Source organism: Pseudomonas abietaniphila (assembly GCF_900100795.1).
Classification (GTDB): domain Bacteria; phylum Pseudomonadota; class Gammaproteobacteria; order Pseudomonadales; family Pseudomonadaceae; genus Aquipseudomonas; species Aquipseudomonas abietaniphila.
Window position 1 is genome coordinate 397,887 of the sequence record NZ_FNCO01000004.1, and the last position, 18,179, is coordinate 416,065.

The 18,179-nt window shown below is 58.8% G+C and carries 13 protein-coding genes, 2 rRNA genes and 1 pseudogene; 11 read left to right on the top strand and 5 right to left on the bottom strand.

Annotation, left to right across the window (positions count from 1 at the left end):
- Positions 1–5: 5 nt before the first annotated feature.
- Complete coding sequence (locus BLS87_RS10975) at positions 6–971, bottom strand: LysR family transcriptional regulator (RefSeq protein ID WP_074752502.1); 966 nt, start codon at positions 969–971, stop codon at positions 6–8.
- A gap of 312 nt (positions 972–1,283) precedes the next feature.
- Between BLS87_RS10975 and BLS87_RS10985 the strand changes: the two genes are divergently transcribed.
- The 5 genes from BLS87_RS10985 to BLS87_RS11005 all read left to right on the top strand — a co-directional run bounded on the left by BLS87_RS10985 (position 1,284) and on the right by BLS87_RS11005 (position 6,334).
- Positions 1,284–2,162 (top strand): amino acid ABC transporter permease, encoded by an 879-nt coding sequence (locus BLS87_RS10985; RefSeq protein WP_074752504.1) that lies wholly within the window; start codon positions 1,284–1,286, stop codon positions 2,160–2,162.
- A 20-nt stretch (positions 2,163–2,182) separates the two neighbouring features.
- Positions 2,183–2,947 carry an amino acid ABC transporter ATP-binding protein gene (locus BLS87_RS10990; protein ID WP_074752505.1) on the top strand — a complete coding sequence of 255 codons (765 nt, stop codon included), beginning with the start codon at positions 2,183–2,185 and terminating at the stop codon, positions 2,945–2,947.
- 22 nt (positions 2,948–2,969) lie between these two features.
- Complete coding sequence (locus BLS87_RS10995; protein WP_074752506.1) at positions 2,970–3,791, top strand: ABC transporter substrate-binding protein; 822 nt, start codon at positions 2,970–2,972, stop codon at positions 3,789–3,791.
- A 196-nt stretch (positions 3,792–3,987) separates the two neighbouring features.
- Positions 3,988–5,172: an MFS transporter gene (locus BLS87_RS11000; protein ID WP_074752507.1), complete on the top strand. Its 1,185-nt coding sequence runs from the start codon at positions 3,988–3,990 to the stop codon at positions 5,170–5,172.
- Between the two features lie 157 nt (positions 5,173–5,329).
- Positions 5,330–6,334, top strand: coding sequence for an aldo/keto reductase (locus BLS87_RS11005; RefSeq protein WP_074752508.1), 1,005 nt, complete (start codon positions 5,330–5,332; stop codon positions 6,332–6,334).
- A gap of 115 nt (positions 6,335–6,449) precedes the next feature.
- Here the strand turns inward: BLS87_RS11005 and lapD are convergent, their stop codons facing one another.
- Positions 6,450–8,393 (bottom strand): cyclic di-GMP receptor LapD, encoded by a 1,944-nt coding sequence (lapD, locus tag BLS87_RS11010; protein WP_074752509.1) that lies wholly within the window; start codon positions 8,391–8,393, stop codon positions 6,450–6,452.
- 27 nt (positions 8,394–8,420) lie between these two features.
- Positions 8,421–9,131: a cysteine protease LapG gene (gene lapG, locus BLS87_RS11015; RefSeq protein WP_074752510.1), complete on the bottom strand. Its 711-nt coding sequence runs from the start codon at positions 9,129–9,131 to the stop codon at positions 8,421–8,423.
- A 327-nt stretch (positions 9,132–9,458) separates the two neighbouring features.
- On the opposite strand from lapG, the gene BLS87_RS11020 reads away from it, so the two are divergent.
- From BLS87_RS11020 to BLS87_RS11045, 6 genes and pseudogenes are all read left to right on the top strand, one after another.
- The gene (locus BLS87_RS11020; RefSeq protein ID WP_074752511.1) at positions 9,459–10,202 is read left to right on the top strand and encodes a GntR family transcriptional regulator; all 744 of its coding nucleotides are present in this window, start codon (positions 9,459–9,461) and stop codon (positions 10,200–10,202) included.
- A 184-nt stretch (positions 10,203–10,386) separates the two neighbouring features.
- On the top strand, positions 10,387–11,139 hold the full coding sequence (locus BLS87_RS11025; RefSeq protein ID WP_074752512.1) for a thioesterase II family protein: 753 nt from the start codon (positions 10,387–10,389) through the stop codon (positions 11,137–11,139).
- Positions 11,140–11,820: 681 nt separating this feature from the next.
- On the top strand, positions 11,821–12,597 hold the full coding sequence (locus BLS87_RS11030) for a DUF3050 domain-containing protein (protein WP_074752513.1): 777 nt from the start codon (positions 11,821–11,823) through the stop codon (positions 12,595–12,597).
- 49 nt (positions 12,598–12,646) lie between these two features.
- Positions 12,647–13,591, top strand: a pseudogene (locus BLS87_RS11035) (diiron oxygenase).
- Positions 13,588–17,040 (top strand): non-ribosomal peptide synthetase, encoded by a 3,453-nt coding sequence (locus tag BLS87_RS11040; RefSeq protein WP_074752514.1) that lies wholly within the window; start codon positions 13,588–13,590, stop codon positions 17,038–17,040. Before BLS87_RS11035 ends, BLS87_RS11040 begins: the two are co-directional and overlap by 4 nt.
- Before the next feature lie 59 nt (positions 17,041–17,099).
- Positions 17,100–17,573: an SRPBCC family protein gene (locus BLS87_RS11045; RefSeq protein ID WP_074752540.1), complete on the top strand. Its 474-nt coding sequence runs from the start codon at positions 17,100–17,102 to the stop codon at positions 17,571–17,573.
- A gap of 108 nt (positions 17,574–17,681) precedes the next feature.
- Here the strand turns inward: BLS87_RS11045 and rrf (BLS87_RS11050) are convergent.
- Positions 17,682–17,797: ribosomal RNA gene (gene rrf, locus BLS87_RS11050) — 5S ribosomal RNA — on the bottom strand.
- Positions 17,798–17,903: 106 nt separating this feature from the next.
- Positions 17,904–18,019: ribosomal RNA gene (rrf, locus tag BLS87_RS11055) — 5S ribosomal RNA — on the bottom strand.
- Positions 18,020–18,179 lie beyond the last annotated feature (160 nt).

An 18,179-nucleotide genomic window follows, 5' to 3' on the forward strand; every position in this document is an offset into this window, starting at 1 on the left:
GCCCTTCAGACCACGCGCTTCAAATCCACACCCAACGCCTGCGCAAAGGCTTTCACGAGCGGGCTGCGCGGGGCGCTCTGGCGCAGGATGAGGTTGAAGGGCGTGCTCAGGTGAATGAGGTCTGGGCGCAAAGCCCGTAGCTGGCCGTCACGCACCAGATTGCGGGCGTAGTGTTCCGGCAGGAAGCCGATGAACCGTCCGGTCAGGATCAGAATCGCCACGGCTTCGACCTGCGAAGCAGACGCCGACTGGCTGTCGTAGTTGACGAAACTGGCCTTGTCCCGATGAATGGCGTAGCGGTGGTTTATCACCTGGTAGTGCCGAAGGCTGTCGATGTCCAGATCGCGCTCGGCCACGTCGAACAACGGGTGACCCAAGGCGCAGTAAGCGTGGGAAAGCTCCTCGTACAGCTCGAAATAATCGAACTCCTCACGACGCTGGTAGACCGGAACGATGCCCACACTCAAGCGCCCTTCCACGACACCGCGTTCGATGTCGTCGAGCTGCGAGGCATGCAAGCGCAGCCTTACTTTGGGCGCTTCATCGTGCATTGTTCTGAGCGAGGCAATTAACGGCGAACTTTTGTCGGGCATCGTGTTATCGATAACGCCAATACTCAGGTCGCCGATGAGTTCATTTTGCGCCGAACTAATCCGGTCTCTGAAAGTGTCCACCGAGGCAAATAGTTCGATGGTTGCCTGATAGACCAGCTTCCCCTCTTCCGTCAGATGAAACCCTTCCCGTCCTCGCGTACACAGTCGCATACCGATGCGGATTTCGAGGTCGGAAATCTGCTTGCTGATCGCCGCAAGGCCTACGTTCAGCTCGTTCTGCGCAGCACTGAAACCGCCCGCCTCGACCACGGCCTGAAAAACCCGAAGCAGCTTGAAGTCCATTCCACTGAGGGATAAAGGCGGTCGAATCCCCGGTTTTGGCGGCACGTTTCCAGAAGTGGAAAGTGGAGTTTCCATAATGCTTATTTACCTCGCCCGTTAGATTCAACAGGCTTTGACTCACAACAAAAACATGCCCGATTGATAATAATGAACACAGAAAATGGCGATTGGCAACCATACGCACGACGCCCCGATCAGTGACCCGCCCGCTGATTTAAAGACGATAAAACCTGACACTTTGATCAGGACTTGCAACTCGAAACTGCCCTCAACTCTCAGCGAACACCCCCACACCCCGACGCGTGTACACGCCGTGATCGGCAGGTTGGAAGGGCTGCTCACTGGCATCGAATACGCGCGGCCTGAACACAGCGTCGGAGAAACACCATGAACCAGAACCAGGCAGAGCAGCTGCAAGCCGAACGCAAGAAGTCCGAGAACGCGTTCGACATCACTCAGTACGAGCACGTGCCCCGGCGCTATTACGGGCGGATCTTCTTCGCGACCGTGATCGTGATTGCACTGGCAGGCCTGGCACGCGCATTCGCCAACGGGCAGATCGAGTGGGCTTACATTGGCCAGTTCCTGACCTCCGAAGCCATCTTGTGGGGCTTGCTCAACACCATCGTCATGTCGATTCTGGCGATGATCCTCGGCGTGGTGATTGGTGTGATCACGGCCATCATGCGCATGTCGGCAAACCCGATCCTGCGCTACGTAGCGATCATTTACACCTGGCTGTTTCGCGGCACGCCGTTGATTCTGCAACTGCTGCTGTGGTTCAACCTGGCCCTGATCTTCCCGGTGATCGGCATCCCTGGCGTGTTCCAGCTCGACACCGTCACGCTGATGACCCCCTTCGTCGCCGCGCTGCTGGGCCTGAGCATCAATCAGGGCGCGTATACCGCAGAGGTGGTTCGGGCGGGCCTGCTGTCGGTGGACACCGGTCAGTACGAAGCCGCCAAATCCATCGGCATGCCGCGCCTTCAGGCGCTGCGTCGGGTGATCCTGCCGCAGGCCATGCGCGTGATCATTCCGCCCGTTGGTAACGAATTCATCAGCATGGTGAAGATGACCAGTCTCGCCAGCGTGATCCAGTACTCGGAGCTGTTGCACAACGCGCAGAACATTTATTACGCCAACGCCCGCGTCATGGAGCTGCTGATCGTCGCCGGCATCTGGTACCTGGCGGTGGTCACCGTTCTGTCGTTCGGTCAAAGCCGTCTGGAACTGCGTTTCGCACGCGGCGCCGGCAAGCGTTCGTAATTCAGGCCCTGGAGATTCGTATGAGAAGCATCGTCAAAGCCGTCGGCCTGAACAAATACTACGACCAGTTCCACGCCCTCAAAGACGTCAGCATCGAGGTCGAGCAAGGCGAAGTGCTGTGCATCATCGGGCCTTCGGGCTCGGGCAAGAGCACGCTGCTGCGTTGCGTCAATCAGCTGGAAAAGATCGACAAGGGCGGCCTGTGGGTCGATGGCGAACTGGTGGGATACCGCATCGTCGGCAACAAGCTCCACGAGCTGAACGAAAGCCAGGTCGCGCGCCAGCGACTGAGCACCGGCATGGTGTTCCAGCGCTTCAACCTGTTTCCGCACATGACCGCGTTGCAGAACGTCATTGAAGGCCCGATCCAGGTGCTCAAGCGTTCGCCCAAGGAAGCCAACGAAGAGGCGATCGAACTGCTCGCCCGCGTGGGCCTGGCAGACAAGCGTCATTCCTATCCCATTGAGCTGTCTGGCGGCCAGCAGCAGCGCGTGGCGATTGCTCGTGCGCTGGCCATGCGCCCCAAGCTGATGCTGTTCGACGAACCCACTTCTGCCCTCGACCCGGAGTTGGTCGGCGAAGTGTTGTCGGTGATGCGCGACCTCGCGCACAGCGGCATGACCATGATCGTTGTGACCCATGAGCTGGGCTTCGCGCGCGAAGTCTCCAACCGCATGGTGTTCATGGACGGCGGCCAGATTGTGGAGGCCGGCACCCCGGAAGACATTCTAATAAGCCCACAAAACCCAAGAACCCAAAGCTTCATTTCTGCCGTTCGCACCTAAACCAGAACAAACGAGAACGACCATGAAAAAAATGATCCTCCCCACCTTGCTCGCCGGCCTGATGGTCTCCGCTTCGGTCTTGGCTGCCGTGCCCGCCAGCCTCAAGGAGAAAGGCGAAATCACAGCCGCCATCGTGCCGAACTATCCGCCGATGGACTTCAAGGACACCGCCACCAACACCCTGACCGGCCTGGACGTCGATCTGGGTAACGCACTGGCCGAACGTCTGGGCGTGAAAATCAGCTGGCAGGAAACCGCGTTTGAGCAGATGGTCAGCGGCCTGGTGACCAAGCGTTTCGACATCATTCTGTCGGGCATGACCGACACCGCCGAGCGTCAGAAATCGGTGACCTTCATCGATTACTTCACCAGCGGTCCGCAGTTGTACACGCTGACCAAGAACACCGAGCTGAATCAACTGACCGACCTGTGCGGCAAGAAAGTCGGCACCAGCCGCCGCACCACCTGGCCTGCGGAAATCGCGGCGTGGAGCAAGGAAAACTGCGAAGCAGCCGGTAAGCCGGCCATTATCGTGACCGGCTCCGAAGGCTCCGCTGATGCGCGCGCGCAACTGCGTCAGGGCCGTCTGGACGCGGCCATGCAAGGCAGCGAAACCATTCCTTACCTGATGTCGCAGGAGAAGGACACTTACAAGCCAATCGGCCTGGCGATCTCCAAGCAGTTCACTGGCCTGGGCGTGAACAAGTCCAACCCTGAGCTGGCTAAAGCCATCGCCGAAGCGATGCAGGCCATGGTCGATGACGGCACCTACGGCAAGATCCTCAAGAAGTGGGACCTCGAGCAAGGTGCCGTGACCAAGATCGGGATGGATCAGGGCAAGTAAGCGGCGTCTGCCCGATTCGTGAACAAACTCGCTACAGCTGGACGCAATCACGTGTAGGAGCTGCAGGAGGTTACGACGGTGGCGAATGCGGTGGGTCACTTGACAGACATGCAGCTGGCACTCCGTCTTCGCCAGCAAGCCGGCTCCTACAATGGGCGGTGCGCCAGAAGGCTTTCATAAGGACATAACAACACCCGTGGCCACCTACTCCCTCGTCATTCGCCGCCTGATGGTCTGCTCACTGACCATCGTCATGAGCCGGGCGATGACCAGCCCGTTGCTGACGCTGTTCCTGAGCACCAGACTGGGACTGAACCAGCAAGATGTCGGCTTGTTGATGGGGATCGCGGTGTTCATCGCCACACTGTTGGGTCTGTACGGCGGCTACATCATCGACCGTCTGGAAAAGCGCAAGCTGCTGATCCTGGCGATGCTGTCCAGCGCTATCGGTTTCACCCTGCTGACCTTCGCCCAGAACGTCTACCTCACCACCTTGACCCTGGTGATCACCGAGACCGCGTCAGCGCTTTTTCTGATCGGCTCCAAGGCGATCATCAGTGAGAACCTGCCCATCGGCGAGCGCGCCAAGGTGTTCTCCCTACGCTATACCCTGACCAACATCGGCTACGCCACCGGCCCGATGCTTGGCGTATTGATTGCCGGACAGTTGCCGCTGGCGCCGTTTCTGATCGCCAGCGCCATCGCGTTCGGCAGCCTGTTTCTGATGATTGGCATCCCGCCCACCGTGTCTGATCGCGAACATCAACCCCGCAGTTTTCTCGACACCCTGGCGACACTCAAAAGCGACCGAACGCTGATCCTGTTCACCGGCGGCAGCCTGCTCAGCACCATCGTGCATGGCCGCTACACGCTGTACCTCTCTCAGTTTCTGCTGGTTACTCACACCTCGGCACAGGCGCTGAAAATCCTGTCGGCGGTCCTGGCCTGCAACGCGGTAACGGTCATCCTGATGCAGTACCAGATCGGTCGCTTTCTCAAGCGCGAGCAGTTGCCGTACTGGATATGCCTGGGCACTGCGCTGTTTGCCGTTGGCCTCTTAGGATTCAGCTTTGCCCAGAGCACCTTGGCCTGGTGCGCGGCGATGTTCGTCTTCACCTTGGGCGAGATGATCATCTATCCGGCCGAGTATCTGTTCGTCGACACCATCGCGCCCGAGCATCTGCGCGGGAGTTACCTGGGCGCACAAAACCTGGCGGCGTTCGGCGGTGCCATGAGCCCGGTGATCTGTGGCTATTTATTGATCAACACACCCGCGCCGACAATGTTCTATGTGTTGGCGTGTCTGACGGCGATGGGTGGGACGTTGTGCTTTCTTAGCGGGCGACGCGCGAAACTCACTCACCCGGATATCCCCTTGTAGAAGAGTGCCTCCAAACCAAATTGTCACTTTTCAAATCCGCCATAAACAGGCGAGTATGTCCGGCCTAGAGCTGTCGGTCTGACGGGCCTTTTCCAGAGCCTGGAGCCTGCCCAGACTGTCCTGATTTCCACTTCCCTGACGAAAAGGACATCGAGCAATGATCTACCGCACGCTTGGCCAATCCGGCCTCAAGGTTTCAACGCTGACCCTGGGCTCCATGATGTTCGGTGTGCAGACCGGCACCGAAGAGTCGTTGCGCATCATCGACAAAGCCTGGGATCAAGGCGTGAATTTCATCGACACGGCCAACGTCTACAACGCCGGTCGATCAGAAGAAATCGTTGGCGAGGCCATTGCCAAACACCGCAGCGAATGGGTGCTGGCGACCAAGGTCGGCAGCAGCTCCGGCAACACCGCGCCGAACACCAGCGGTCTGAACCGCAAGCACATTTTCAACGAGATCGAGTCCAGCCTGCGTCGCCTGGACACCGACTACATCGATATCCATTACCTGCACAAGGAAGACCACAGCACGCCACTTGAAGTGACGGTGTCGGCCATCGGCGATCTGATTCGCGAGGGCAAGATCCGTTACTGGGGCGTCTCGAACTTCCGCGGCTGGCGCATTGCTGAAGTGGTCAACGTCGCGCAGCGTCTGGGCGTCGACAAGCCGGTGATCAGCCAGCCCTTGTACAACATCGTCAACCGTCAGGCGGAACTGGAGCAGATCACTGCCGCCAGGTTCTACGGCTTGGGCGTGGTGCCTTACAGCCCGCTGGCTCGCGGCGTGCTCAGCGGCAAATACGCGCCAGACGTCACACCCGACAGCAGCACCCGCGCAGGCCGTCAGGACAAGCGCATTCTGGAAACGGAATGGCGGACGGAGTCGCTGCACATCGCGCAGAAACTGCAGGCGTACACGAAGGACAAAGGTGTCGGCCTTGTCGAGTTCGCCATTGCCTGGGTGCTGAACAACCAGGCGGTGACCTCGGCCATCGTCGGCCCTCGGACCGAAGACCAGTGGGACAGCTACACCAAGGCGCTGAGCGTGAAGATCACGGCGGAAGACGAGGCCTTTATCGACTCGCTGGTGACACCGGGTCATGCCTCGACGCCCGGCTTCAATGACGTGCAGCACTTTGTGACAGGCCGTTATGTGTAAGACAGGCCGATAACGATAAGGGTGGCTGGCGAACGCACTGTAAAACCGTTGAATGTACTGACTGACACTGCGCATTCGCCAGCAAGCCGGCTCCTGCAGCGTTGTGCAATAACCGCTACTCCCAAGGCGCAGGGTCACCGAACAACTGGCCCTGCACGCCTTGAATCCCCATCTCCCGCAGTACCTCGAATTCACCTTGCGTCTCGACCCGCTCGGCAATCAGCGGCAGGTCGATACTGTGTGCCGCGCGCTGAATCGCTTCGATGAACAAACGTTTGTGCCGCTCCCGGTCGATGGCGCGGATGTAGCTGCCTTCGATTTTCAGGTACGCCAGCCCCAGACTCGACAGGTTGCCGATCATGCTGAAGCGTCCGCCAAAATGCTGCAGCGCAAGTGAATAACCCAAGTCCTTGAGCCGGCGCGTCAGGTCCTCCAGCGCCTGCTGATCGGGCACCTGCTCCTCGCCGATCTCCAGAATCAACCTCGACGCCAGGTGCGCATGCCTTCGCAATAGATCGAACATCTCGTTCAGCGCGCCGGGATCACCCAACGTGGCCGCCGACAGGTTCAGCGCCAGTTTCTGGTCGTGACGAGTGAGTTGTTCGAAAACGGTTTCCAGCATCACTCGATCGTGTCGGGCCGACCAGCCGAAGCGCTCGATCCAGGGCAAGAAACGCCCGGCGGGCAATGTCTGGGAGTCCTCGTCGATTACCCGGGACAGCACTTTGAAATGCAGCACGCGACTGATGTCACTCGCATCCATCACCGGTTGAAAGAACAGCTGAAATCGACGCTCCGACAACGCCTGATCGAGCAGTTCGTACCACGCGTGATGATCGTCTTCCAGGCTGTCCACGGCACCGTGCTCGATGCAGTACCAGATGTGCTCGGTTTGGGTTTCTGCCTGAGACAAGGCCTGGTCCGCCAGCCCCATCAAGGTTTGCGCCGAGTCTCCCGGGGTGTAAGGCGCCAAGCCAACAAACGCTGCGGGGCTGACGTCCGACGCGCCCGTTCCGCGCAGGCTGCTCAATGCGGTTTCCAGCTCATGAGCCAGTTGCAGCGCCTCTTCCTTGACCAGCCCTGGCGCCAGCACCGCGAACTCGCCACCCCGAATGCGGCTGATCAAATGCCGGGCTTCGGCATGGTTGAAACACTGACGCACCAGCACATCGCTGACCGCGACCAGCAGTGCATCGGCCTTTTGGCCACCCATGCGCTCGTTCAGCCCGGCCAAGTCATTCACGCGCATTACCAACAAGTAGCCCGAACGGGCATCCTCGACCTGACTGACGTGCTCGTTCAGCCGCATGTCGAAATAACGCCGGTTGGCGAGGCCCGTCAGGCTGTCTTCATAGGACTCGATACGCAGCTTTTCGGTGCGCTCGGCCTGTTCGTGAAAGAGCGCCTTGAGCTTGTCGACCATCTGATTCATCGCCAGCACCACCCGACGCAACTCGGGGGTGGCGGGTAACTCCGACACGCTCAGAAACTCGCGACGACCGATGGCGTGGGATTGTTCGACCATGTAGTCCAGCGGCCGAAGTTGCCGGCGCAAGAGCCACGCGCCGAGCAGGAAGCTGAGCGCACCGCACAGCAAGAGCCAACCCAGATTCCCCAGCGCCGCTTGCCAGAGCTTGCCGATGGCAAACATCGGATGGCTGACCACTTCGACCTTGGCCGCTGGACGCCAGCCACGGCTGACAATCGCACTGGCGCCGGCAGGTTCGAGGGCAATCAGATCGATGAACCAGTCAGGCGCCGTGGCCGCAGGCGTGGCGTTACGCTCGACGATGACCTTGCCGGTGGTGAGATTGACGACCCGGATTCGGGCGTAATAACCGCTGTCGAAAATCGAGCTGACCACCAGTTCCATCATCGTCGGATCGTCCACTGACGGTTTCAATGACAGCGCCAGCGCAGTGGCGGCATCTTGCGCGTGGGATCGCAGTTGGTTGACGTATTGGGTGCGCGAGCTTTCCAGGCTGACCATGAATCCGCCGCTGAAGGCGACGATCATGAATAGACAGATGGCGATCAACAGCTGTTTGAACAGGGTCATAGGCCAATCCTTGTTCTGTCGGATAGATCAGGGCGTGTTGCCCTCGACCGGAAAACCTTCGGCTTTCATCTTGTTCAGCACGTTTTGCCAGCGAGACAACTGCTTGATGTCTCCCGCTATGCTGCTGCTCCCTATGGTGGTATCCGTCGCGTCTGGCAACCACACGCCCTCACCGTTGAAGGCGTACACCGGCAGCAGGTCCTTGCGTGCGTCCGCGGGTTCAATCGTATCGACCAGACTGTCGAGCACCAGCGGCTCACCCTCTGCGTCGGGGTAATACGTGAGCACCATGTGCGCACGCTCCGGGTTAAGCACCTTGACGTAGGTGATCAACAATTTGTCTGCGGGCATACCCCATTGCCGCAGGCTGAAGTACTTGGCGATGGCAAAATCTTCGCAGTCACCGGCACCTTTCCACAACGACTGAACAGGCGTGGCCCAGTAGTCATCCACCTTCCACAGGTCGATGTCCTCGACGTAGCGCAACTCCTGATTGAAAAACTGGTTGACCCGCTGTAACAGCTCCAGATCGTTGGCGGGTCTGTCGCCGTTGAGCAGGGCTCTCCAGGCGTCGACGCGGTGTCGCCCTTCCACCGATGGACCGTACAACGTGCTGGCGCGCCGCGTGATCAGCGAAAAGTCCCAACCGGCATACGCCAGACTCGCCAACATCACGCCCGTCAGCAATAGCTGACAGAGCCTGCGTGCAAGCCGGTCAACAGCGAAACGGGTCGCCAATGCGCTCAATCCATGGATCGACCGGAGGTACTCGCTGGCGAGCCTCCAACCGGGGAAAATAATGGCATCTGGCGATCATTGGCTTGCAATTCAATGACTTCGATTGTGTGCCGACGTGAGCGTTGAAATGCCGCGTCCAGGCGACCGTTTTTCCGACGCCTCGTATCGTTAAAAGGATAGAACACGGTAGGCACATCATCGCCACAAAGCCTTGTAGAATGCGGTCCGCCGTAACAAACGGGGCGAAGGTCCAGGTTTGACAAGCCGGGTTATGGCCTCTAGTGTTCCATTGGATCCAATCTCTGATCAGTGAAGAAGAAGTCATCGATGCGCAGGACTGAGAAAGAACAATTTCTGCGAGAAGTGCTCGGCAACGAGCAACCGCCTGCGCACCTCGCACGCGCGGTGATCGAAGAAAAACTGCGCGCAGCCATCCTCGACGGACGCCTGCCCGCGGGTGTCGCATTGCGCCAGCAAGAACTGGCCACACTGTTTGGTGTGAGCCGCATGCCGGTGCGTGAAGCCTTGCGCCAGCTTGAGGCGCAATCGCTGCTGCGTGTCGAGACCCACAAGGGCGCTGTCGTCGCCCCACTGATCAACGAAGACGCGACCGATGCCTATGCACTGCGCATCCTGCTGGAATCCGAGGCCCTGCGGCAGTCGATACCGTTGCTGACGGCCGACGACATCGAGCTGGCCGGCAGTTACATCGAGCAACTGGAGGTTGAAACCGACTACTCGAAGATCGGCACGCTCAACCGAATGTTCCACATGACCCTATACTCCCGGGCAAAGAACAAACGCCTGCTCAAGCTGGTCGAAGACGGTCTGAATGAGGAGGAGCGCTTTCTGAGGTTCAACCTCAAGTACATGGGACTGGGCAAGCTGTCACAGAACGACCACAGGGAATTGTTAAAGATGGCCGAGGCTGGCGCCGTCGACGAGACGGTCCACGCCCTCGCTCACCACTTGAACCGTGGTGTCGAGGCCATCAACACCTATCTGAAAAGCCGTCCAGCGGAAGTCGCCAAACCCGCCACGGCATCAAGGAAGCGCGCCCTCGCACAATGAGGGCTCGACGATCGTGAACGGCGACTATGCTCATATCCAGCAGTTCGCACCCCTGCCTGCAGTTGCCGCACGCAACCGGATGAGGCAAGGGGTTCAAAGAGCACCGGTTGTTGCGGTGCCAGCGCCGAAGGACCCGGCCCCACGGTTGTGATAAGCCTGCACAAACAGGCTTGGGGAAACCTGAGTGAACGCCAAAAACAAATGGCTGATGGTTGTCAATTCAGGACAGCCCATCAGAACGCGCCTGATCTGCTTCCCGCACGCGGGCGGCGATCCGGAGCAGTTCCGTGACTGGTCGGACGGCCTTGCGGATCACATCGAACTGGTGACGCTGCGCCTGCCGGGCCACGGCAGTCGGCTCAAGGAAACGCCTTACGATCAATGGGCGCCGCTGCTGGAGGACACCTTCTTCGCGTTGCAGCCCTACCTGACCGAACCGCACGCCTTTTACGGCCACAGCTTCGGTGGCCGCGTGGCTTACGAAATGGCCCGGTTGGCGCAAGCGCAGTATCCCGGTTTTACCCGACACCTGTTCATCTCCGGTTGTCGCAGCCCCGACAGCCAACAGCCTCAACCCTACCTGCATACGCTGCCCAAAGACGACTTCATCGAGGCGCTGATTAAACTCGGCGCAGCGCCCGAGTCGATGCTTCATGACAAGAAGCTGATGCGCCTGTTCGAACCGGTCATGCGCAGCGACCTGAAGCTGGCCGAGTTGTGGTCGCATTGTCCCGACGGCGGTCTGAACATACCGCTGACCGCCCTTTACGGCAGCGACGATCCCCTCGATACCGCCGCGAGCATGATGAACTGGCGCGAGTTCACACGTCGCGAATTCGAACTGATCGAAGTACGCGGTGATCATTATTTCCTCAGAGCGCAGCGCGACCGTCTGCTGCACATCATCAACACTCACCTGGGGCTGCTGGGCATCTGACAGAACACGCAGCCACCTTCTCTCCTGTCGGGGGAGCTTGCTCACCCCGATACGGTCGCCCGCCTGCTCACCTATCGTGAAATCTCCCAGCCTCGACACAGCGCATTTCTGTGTTTCAGGCACACTCGGGTGACGAAATCGCCTGCAGTCGATTTTGTAAACGGATGTCATGGAGCAAAAAAAGGAGCAGTGCACGGGCGGAGACGTCATGAGGGATGCCCTTCAACGTCGCCCACACAAAATTCTTTCGAAACCGATTATTCAGTTAACGCGCAACGCTGAACGAGGCATTCGTTCATTATTATCAATTCTGACTTTATTGAGTTGGAAGGGTTGCGCTCGCCTCAATAAAACTTGAATTAAATGTTTTATCGACACTCTATTGGCGTCGAATTTATTGAATTTAAAATTTATGAAAAAGTATTTGCCCTCGTCTTAAAAAGTGCTTTAACGTTTTCCCGTCGCCCTTCACCCTCCCGGAAAGCCTTGCAGCTCCGGCTTCTTAAAAGGGTGCGACGCGAGGCACGCACTGCCTGGCTTATAAACCGTGATGATTAAACGAAGTATCTGTTCGAGGACTTCGCTCGCCCGGCCATCGTGAAAAACGAGCCAACGCTTATAAGCTTTCGGCAACTAAAGCGCGCAACTACTACAGAAAACTCTATTCTCAAGGACGTGTTCATGAATACTCAGAAGCAACTATTGAACCGCAAGAAATCGGAACTCAGTGCCCACCCGATCTTCTCTGAAATTGATTCACTGGATGTGCTCCGACGGTTTATGGAGGCTCATGTCTTCGCGGTCTGGGACTTCATGTCCCTGACCAAACGCCTGCAACGCGAGCTCAGTTGCACTCAACTGCCGTGGCTCCCGCCAAAAGACGCCAAAGCCGCGCGTCTGATCAATGAAATCGTCTTGGGCGAGGAATCCGACGACCGCCTTGATCACGGCCATTACAGCCACTTCGAGCTGTACCTGGACGCCATGCGGGAAGTCGGCGCCAGCACCGCTCGCGTCGAGCGCTTCGTTGCGCTGCAGAAGGAAGGCGTGCATTACGAAACCGCGCTGGAGAGCGTCAACGCGGAAAAGGCCGCCGCCCGGTTCGTTCGGGACACCCTCGACACCGCCATCAATGCTCCCGCCCACAGCGTCGCCGCGGCCTTTCTCCACGGACGTGAAAGCGTCATCCCACAGATGTTCCAACGCATCCTCGACGACTGGGGAATCACGGCCAGCCAGGCGCCTACTTTCCGCTACTACCTGGAGCGGCACATTGAGGTGGATTCCGAGGACCACGGTCCAGCCGCCGAATCTTTGCTCGCACGCCTGGTGGACGGCGATGCGCAACGCGAACACGAAGTTTACGAGGCCGCCATTGCCGCCGTGGAAAGCCGCATCGCCCTGTGGGATGCGCTGCGCGTGAGCATGCGCGAACCAGCGCTGGAAGCCAGCGCATGACCCGCTCGCTGCTTGCGAACACTTCAGTTATCTACACAGGGACGACATCATGAAAGCCGAAGACTACCTGTCATTCGTCGACGCCTGGGAAGGCCGTGCAACCATCCGCACGCGTCCACGCCGCATCGTGGAAAACGACGAAAAACTCATCTATCCCCTGAGCCGGCAACCGCTGGTACTCAGTGAAACCTTCAGCCGCGAGTGCCCGCACCTGCGTGACTTCGCGTTGATCCAGAGCCTGTACAAGTTCATCAATGACGTGGTGATCTTCGAGACCGAGATCGTCGACAAGACCGCGCGCAGTATCGCCAAGGATAACTTTGCGATCCGCTTTCCGTTCGCGTGCCGATACGACGCCATGACAGTGGTTGTGGATGAGGACTACCACGCCTTGGTGGCGATGGACTTCATGCAGCAAACCATCGCACTGACGGGCATTCAGCCCATTGAGCTGCCACTTGAAATCGAATTGAGCCGGGCGATTCCGGCCGCGTTGGCCCTCGCCCCCGATCACCTGCGCAGCGCGGTCGAACTCATCTGTGTCGCTGTCGCAGAGAACACCGTGACCAACGACGTCGCGGCGTTCGCGAAGGACGACACGGTCAAGCAATCGATCAAGGGGCTGATGGCAGACCATCTGCTCGATGAAGGTCGACACTCGGGCTTCTGGGCGCGATTGGTGCGCATCTATTGGCATGCCGCCACGGAGATGGATCGGGAAACCATCGCCCGCATCATGCCGGTATTCATTGCTCAATATTTGACCAATGACATCTAGAAGTCCTTCGACTTTGTGCTGATCGACAACCTCCCGGTCACCGAGTCCATCAAGCAAGCGCTCAAAGACGAAACCCAGGCCATGAGCTTTCCAATCAATCGCCATCACCCGCTGGTGGGTAACATCGTGCGCTTCTTCAAGGCCAGCTCGATGCTCGACTCCACCTGCGTGCAACACGCGCTCGCCGACTATTTGCCGGCAGGAGGCACGCAATGAAGCGCCTGGAGATTGTGCTCATCGGTCACAGTCGGGCTTTGGGCGAACTCGCTATCGAACTGGAGGCCCATGGGCATCTGACTCATCAACTTCCGGACGCGCACGCGCTGGAACACAGCCAGGTATACGGCGCTTCGTTGATCATCGACGATGGCACGCTGGCGCTGACCAGCATGCGGCTCGCTGCTTTCAAAACCGACGCGCAGCTTGGTTTGCGTATCGGGCTGATCCCTGACGCCCAAGGCGCGCTACCCCGGCTGGAATTGCTGTGCTGGTATGGTTCGGCCGTCGCGCAGAAGCTAATAGCGCGTCGCATCCTGCCGGCTGAACCTTCGGGCAACGGTCGAGTGCTACGCGACAGTGCCATTACAACGCTCGTCGACGATGTCGCCTTGCTGGTCAGCCGCCTCTCGCGGGACGCCGGCTTCCTTGCACAGGTCGAGCGTGTCGAACCGCCTCAGAGTGAATGGCAAGAAGGTCTGCTTACACTGGATCGACTGGCGTTCGAGCACCGTTACAACCAGACCGCACAACCTCACCTGCTGAGCATCGCACAGCAACCGATGGTCACGCGCCTGGATCAGAGCTTCGCAACCTTTGCTGATCGGTATGCCTTGAATGTCGGTGGTCAACGCGTCCGTTATGACGCGTTGCGCGAGCACAGCGTGGCCATCCAGGCGCACATGCGGCCTCTGCTCGCACGCTCCTCAGACGAGCCACTGGTGATCGGCATCTGTCTGCCAAAGTGCGCAGCCTTGTTCGCAGGGGTCGTCGCGATTCTCGGCTATGGCGCCGTGTACCTGCCGCTCGATCCCAGCCAGCCGCTGCAACGGCAGCAGTACATACTGGAAAACGCCAAGGCCGTATTGCTGCTGCATGACGGTCAGCACCCGCTCGCCGGTCAGAGCGTACCGGGCCTGGACATCAGTGCTGTCCAGATCACGGCTACGGATGAGTCATTCTTGTGTGTTCGCCCTGGGACTGAAGCCCCGTGCATGGCGCTGTACACCTCGGGCACAACCGGTCACCCCAAGGGCGTGATGCTCAGCCAGCGCAACCTGAGCCACTTCACTGCGTGGTACGCCGAGTACGTCGCGCTGTCGGAACGCAGCCGCGTTCTGCAATTTTCGACGTTGAGTTTCGATTCGTCAGTGATCGACATCTTTCCGACGTTGTTGAGCGGCGCCGAACTGGTGGTCGCCAGCGAAGACCAACGCCGGGATCCGCTGCAGCTTATGGAGCTGCTTGAGCAGAACCTGAGCCATGCCTTTCTACCACCTGCGTTGCTCAGCATTCTGCCAGCGGAGCGTCCCCTGAAGCTTGAGCATCTCTGCACGGGCGGCGATGTCTGCGAGCCCTACGTGATCGAGCGGCTGGCGGGGAACTGTCAGTTCCACAACCTGTACGGACCCACCGAGGCCACGGTGCTGATCACCGCAGGACAGTTCCAGCCGGGCAGTAGCAATCGCAACCTGGGGCGGCCTATCGCCAACAGTCAGTTGTTGATTCTCGACGAGCAGATGCAGCCGGTTGCCGAGCAGATGCCGGGCGAGTTGTACATCGTGGGGCCGGGCGTCGGTCTGGGTTACATCCACAATCCGGCACTGACTGACGAGCGTTACGTGCGAATCGCCCTCGGCGGCGGAGAAAGCGTGCGCGCCTACCGCACGGGTGATATCGGTAAGTGGAGCGACGATGGGGTGGCGTTGTCCGGGCGGCGGGACAATCAAGTCAAGATCCGGGGCTTCCGGGTTGAACCGGAAGAAATCGAGCATTGCCTGCGCGACAGCCAACTGTACCGACAGGTCGCAGTGGTGATCGATGATCAGCGCCGGATTCTGGCGTTTCTCGCGCAACCACACGGTGTCGAGCCCGATGTCGCACGGCATCTGCTCAAAGCCCACATCGAACGGTTATTGCCCGACTACATGCGCCCGGCCTCCTACACCGAGCTGGCAACGATGCCTTTCGCCAATAACGGCAAGATTGATCGCAAGGCGTTACTGCAGTTGCCGGTCAACCTGACGGAGCAGGCGCCGCGCCGTCCGCCGGAAAGCGAGAATGAGCGAATCCTGCAGAAACTGTGGGCCGACCTGCTGGAGCTTCCACCGGGGGATATTTCGACCGATGAAAGCTTTTTCAACCTCGGCGGTCACTCGATTTTGCTGTCGCAGATGCTGCTGGGCATTCGCGAGCGATTCGGCCGCAGTATTCCCATCAACCGCTTCATCGAAGCCCCCACGTTAATCAACCTCGCATCATTGATCGACAGTGACGACGCTTCGTCCTGGACGGTCAGTCCGCAAGCGCTCAAAGACGCCTCGACACCCATCCAACTGCCGATCCTGCCGGTCGGCAAACTCGGCGATGTGCACAAGATCATCGTGACCGGGGCCAATGGCTTTCTCGGCGTTCACCTCGTCGAGGCACTTTTGGGGTGGGGCGCGACAGAGGTGGCGTGCCTGGTGCGTGAGGGCGGCGGCATGACGGCGCAGGATCGGTTTGTCGAAGCCTTGCGCGAAAACCGGTTGGAGCATCTGGACTTGAGCCGGGTGCGCGTCTATGCCGCCGACGTTACCCGGCCGCAACTCGGCCTGGCTGACGATGTTTACGAGCGACTGGATCATGAGTTCGGCGCACTCATCCACAATGCGGCCAACGTTAATCATGTTCAGGATTACGAGACACTCACCAAGGACAACGTCACGCCCATTTTCGAGTGCCTCAGGTTGTGCGAAGGCCGCAGCAAGAAGGTCTTCAACTTCGTCTCGACCCTCTCCGCCTCCAGCGCCATAGACGCCAACGGCAGCGTTCTGGAAGCCCCTGCTGCAGAGACCCCGCCGATCTATATCAAGAACGGCTACAACCTCTCCAAATGGGTCGCTGAACGCATCCTGCAGCAAGCGCGCGAACAGGGCGCGTGGGTCAACATCTATCGCCCGGGAAACATCGCCTTCAACAGCATCACGGGCGTCTGTCAGCCGCACAAGAACCGCTTGATGCTGATGCTCAAGGGCTCGATGCAGTTGGGTCAGGTGCCCGACTTCTCGATGACCTTTGACCTGATGCCCGTGGACTTCCTCGCCCGCTTCATCGGTTTTCACAGCAGCCGCTATCAGCCCACACGTGCGGTATTCAACCTGCACAACCCCGAACCCTTGAGCTGGACCGGTTACGTCGACGCGTTTCGCGAAGCTGGTCGCGAGTTCGAGATGGTCAGCGTCGCACACTGGCAGACCCAGCTTAACCGGGTCGACAGCCAGAACGCCCTGTTCGGCGTGTTGGGGTTCTACCTCGACGGTTTTGAGGAAGACATCGGCGACATCTCTACGATCGCATACCAGAACGCGCTAGCCGGCGTGCAGCGGATGGGCGAACGCTACCCACAGAAAACCCCGGCGTTGCTACGTAAAGGCTGCGACTACCTGAAAGAGATCGACTTCATCTGACTGACCCAAAGGCAACACTCACGTACGTAATGGAGAACAACATGAACGCAATCAACACGATCCACAACCTGACACCCGACACCTTGATCAGCAACCCTGCAGGCACGCCGGTCGTGTCGACAGTTTCAATTACTGCCGACGCGCAGGCAGTCTGGGATGTCGTGGGTGATTTCGGCGGTTTTGCGAAATTCATTCCGGCGCTGGCCAGCATTGAGGTAGTCGGAACCGGTCCCGGGTCAGTTCGTTACAAGCAGTTCAAGGAAGGCGGTTTGGTGGTGGTCGAGCAGTTGAACTCACGAGACGACCGCGCGCTTTCCATGACATGGACAACGATCTATAACAATCTGGGTATCCGCAACCTCTGGGCGTCGATGACGGTGGTTCCTGCCAGCGAGCGCCTCTGCAACGCCACCTGGACCATCATCGCAGAACCTGCCGAGGGCAATCCCGCCAGCCCTGTAGAGTTCCACAACTTCCTTCAAGGCTTCGCCGATGACGCCATGAACAACGTGCAAAAGCTGTTCGCTTCGTAAACGTCCTTCGGCCAGGCCCGCTTCGTTCAGGCCTGAGCGGGCTTGTGTCGTGGCCCCGAAACGACAAAACCCCTGTCTGCGTTAGCAGACAGGGGTTTCGGAATTGAATCTTGACGATGACCTACTCTCACATGGGGAAACCCCACACTACCATCGGCGATGCACCGTTTCACTGCTGAGTTCGGGATGGGATCAGGTGGTTCCAGCACTCTATGGTCGTCAAGAAATTCTGTTGTTGATCCGTTACGAAGTAACGAGTCAACGAAAATTGGTGACCTTCACTTAAAACAAAACCCCATCTGCTTTCGCAAATGGGGTTTCGGAATTTAATCTTGACGATGACCTACTCTCACATGGGGAAACCCCACACTACCATCGGCGATGCATCGTTTCACTGCTGAGTTCGGGATGGGATCAGGTGGTTCCAACGCTCTATGGTCGTCAAGAAATTCGGGTACTGACTCGTGACCGTAAGGCCTCGCTTCAGCAAATCGGGTATGTGATCAGGTGTCTTGCCTGTGTCCTGCAAACTTTCGGTGCGTGTCGTCTTCACAGTCACCGCAATCTGTGCTCATCGAGTCGCAGATTGCTTGGGTGTTATATGGT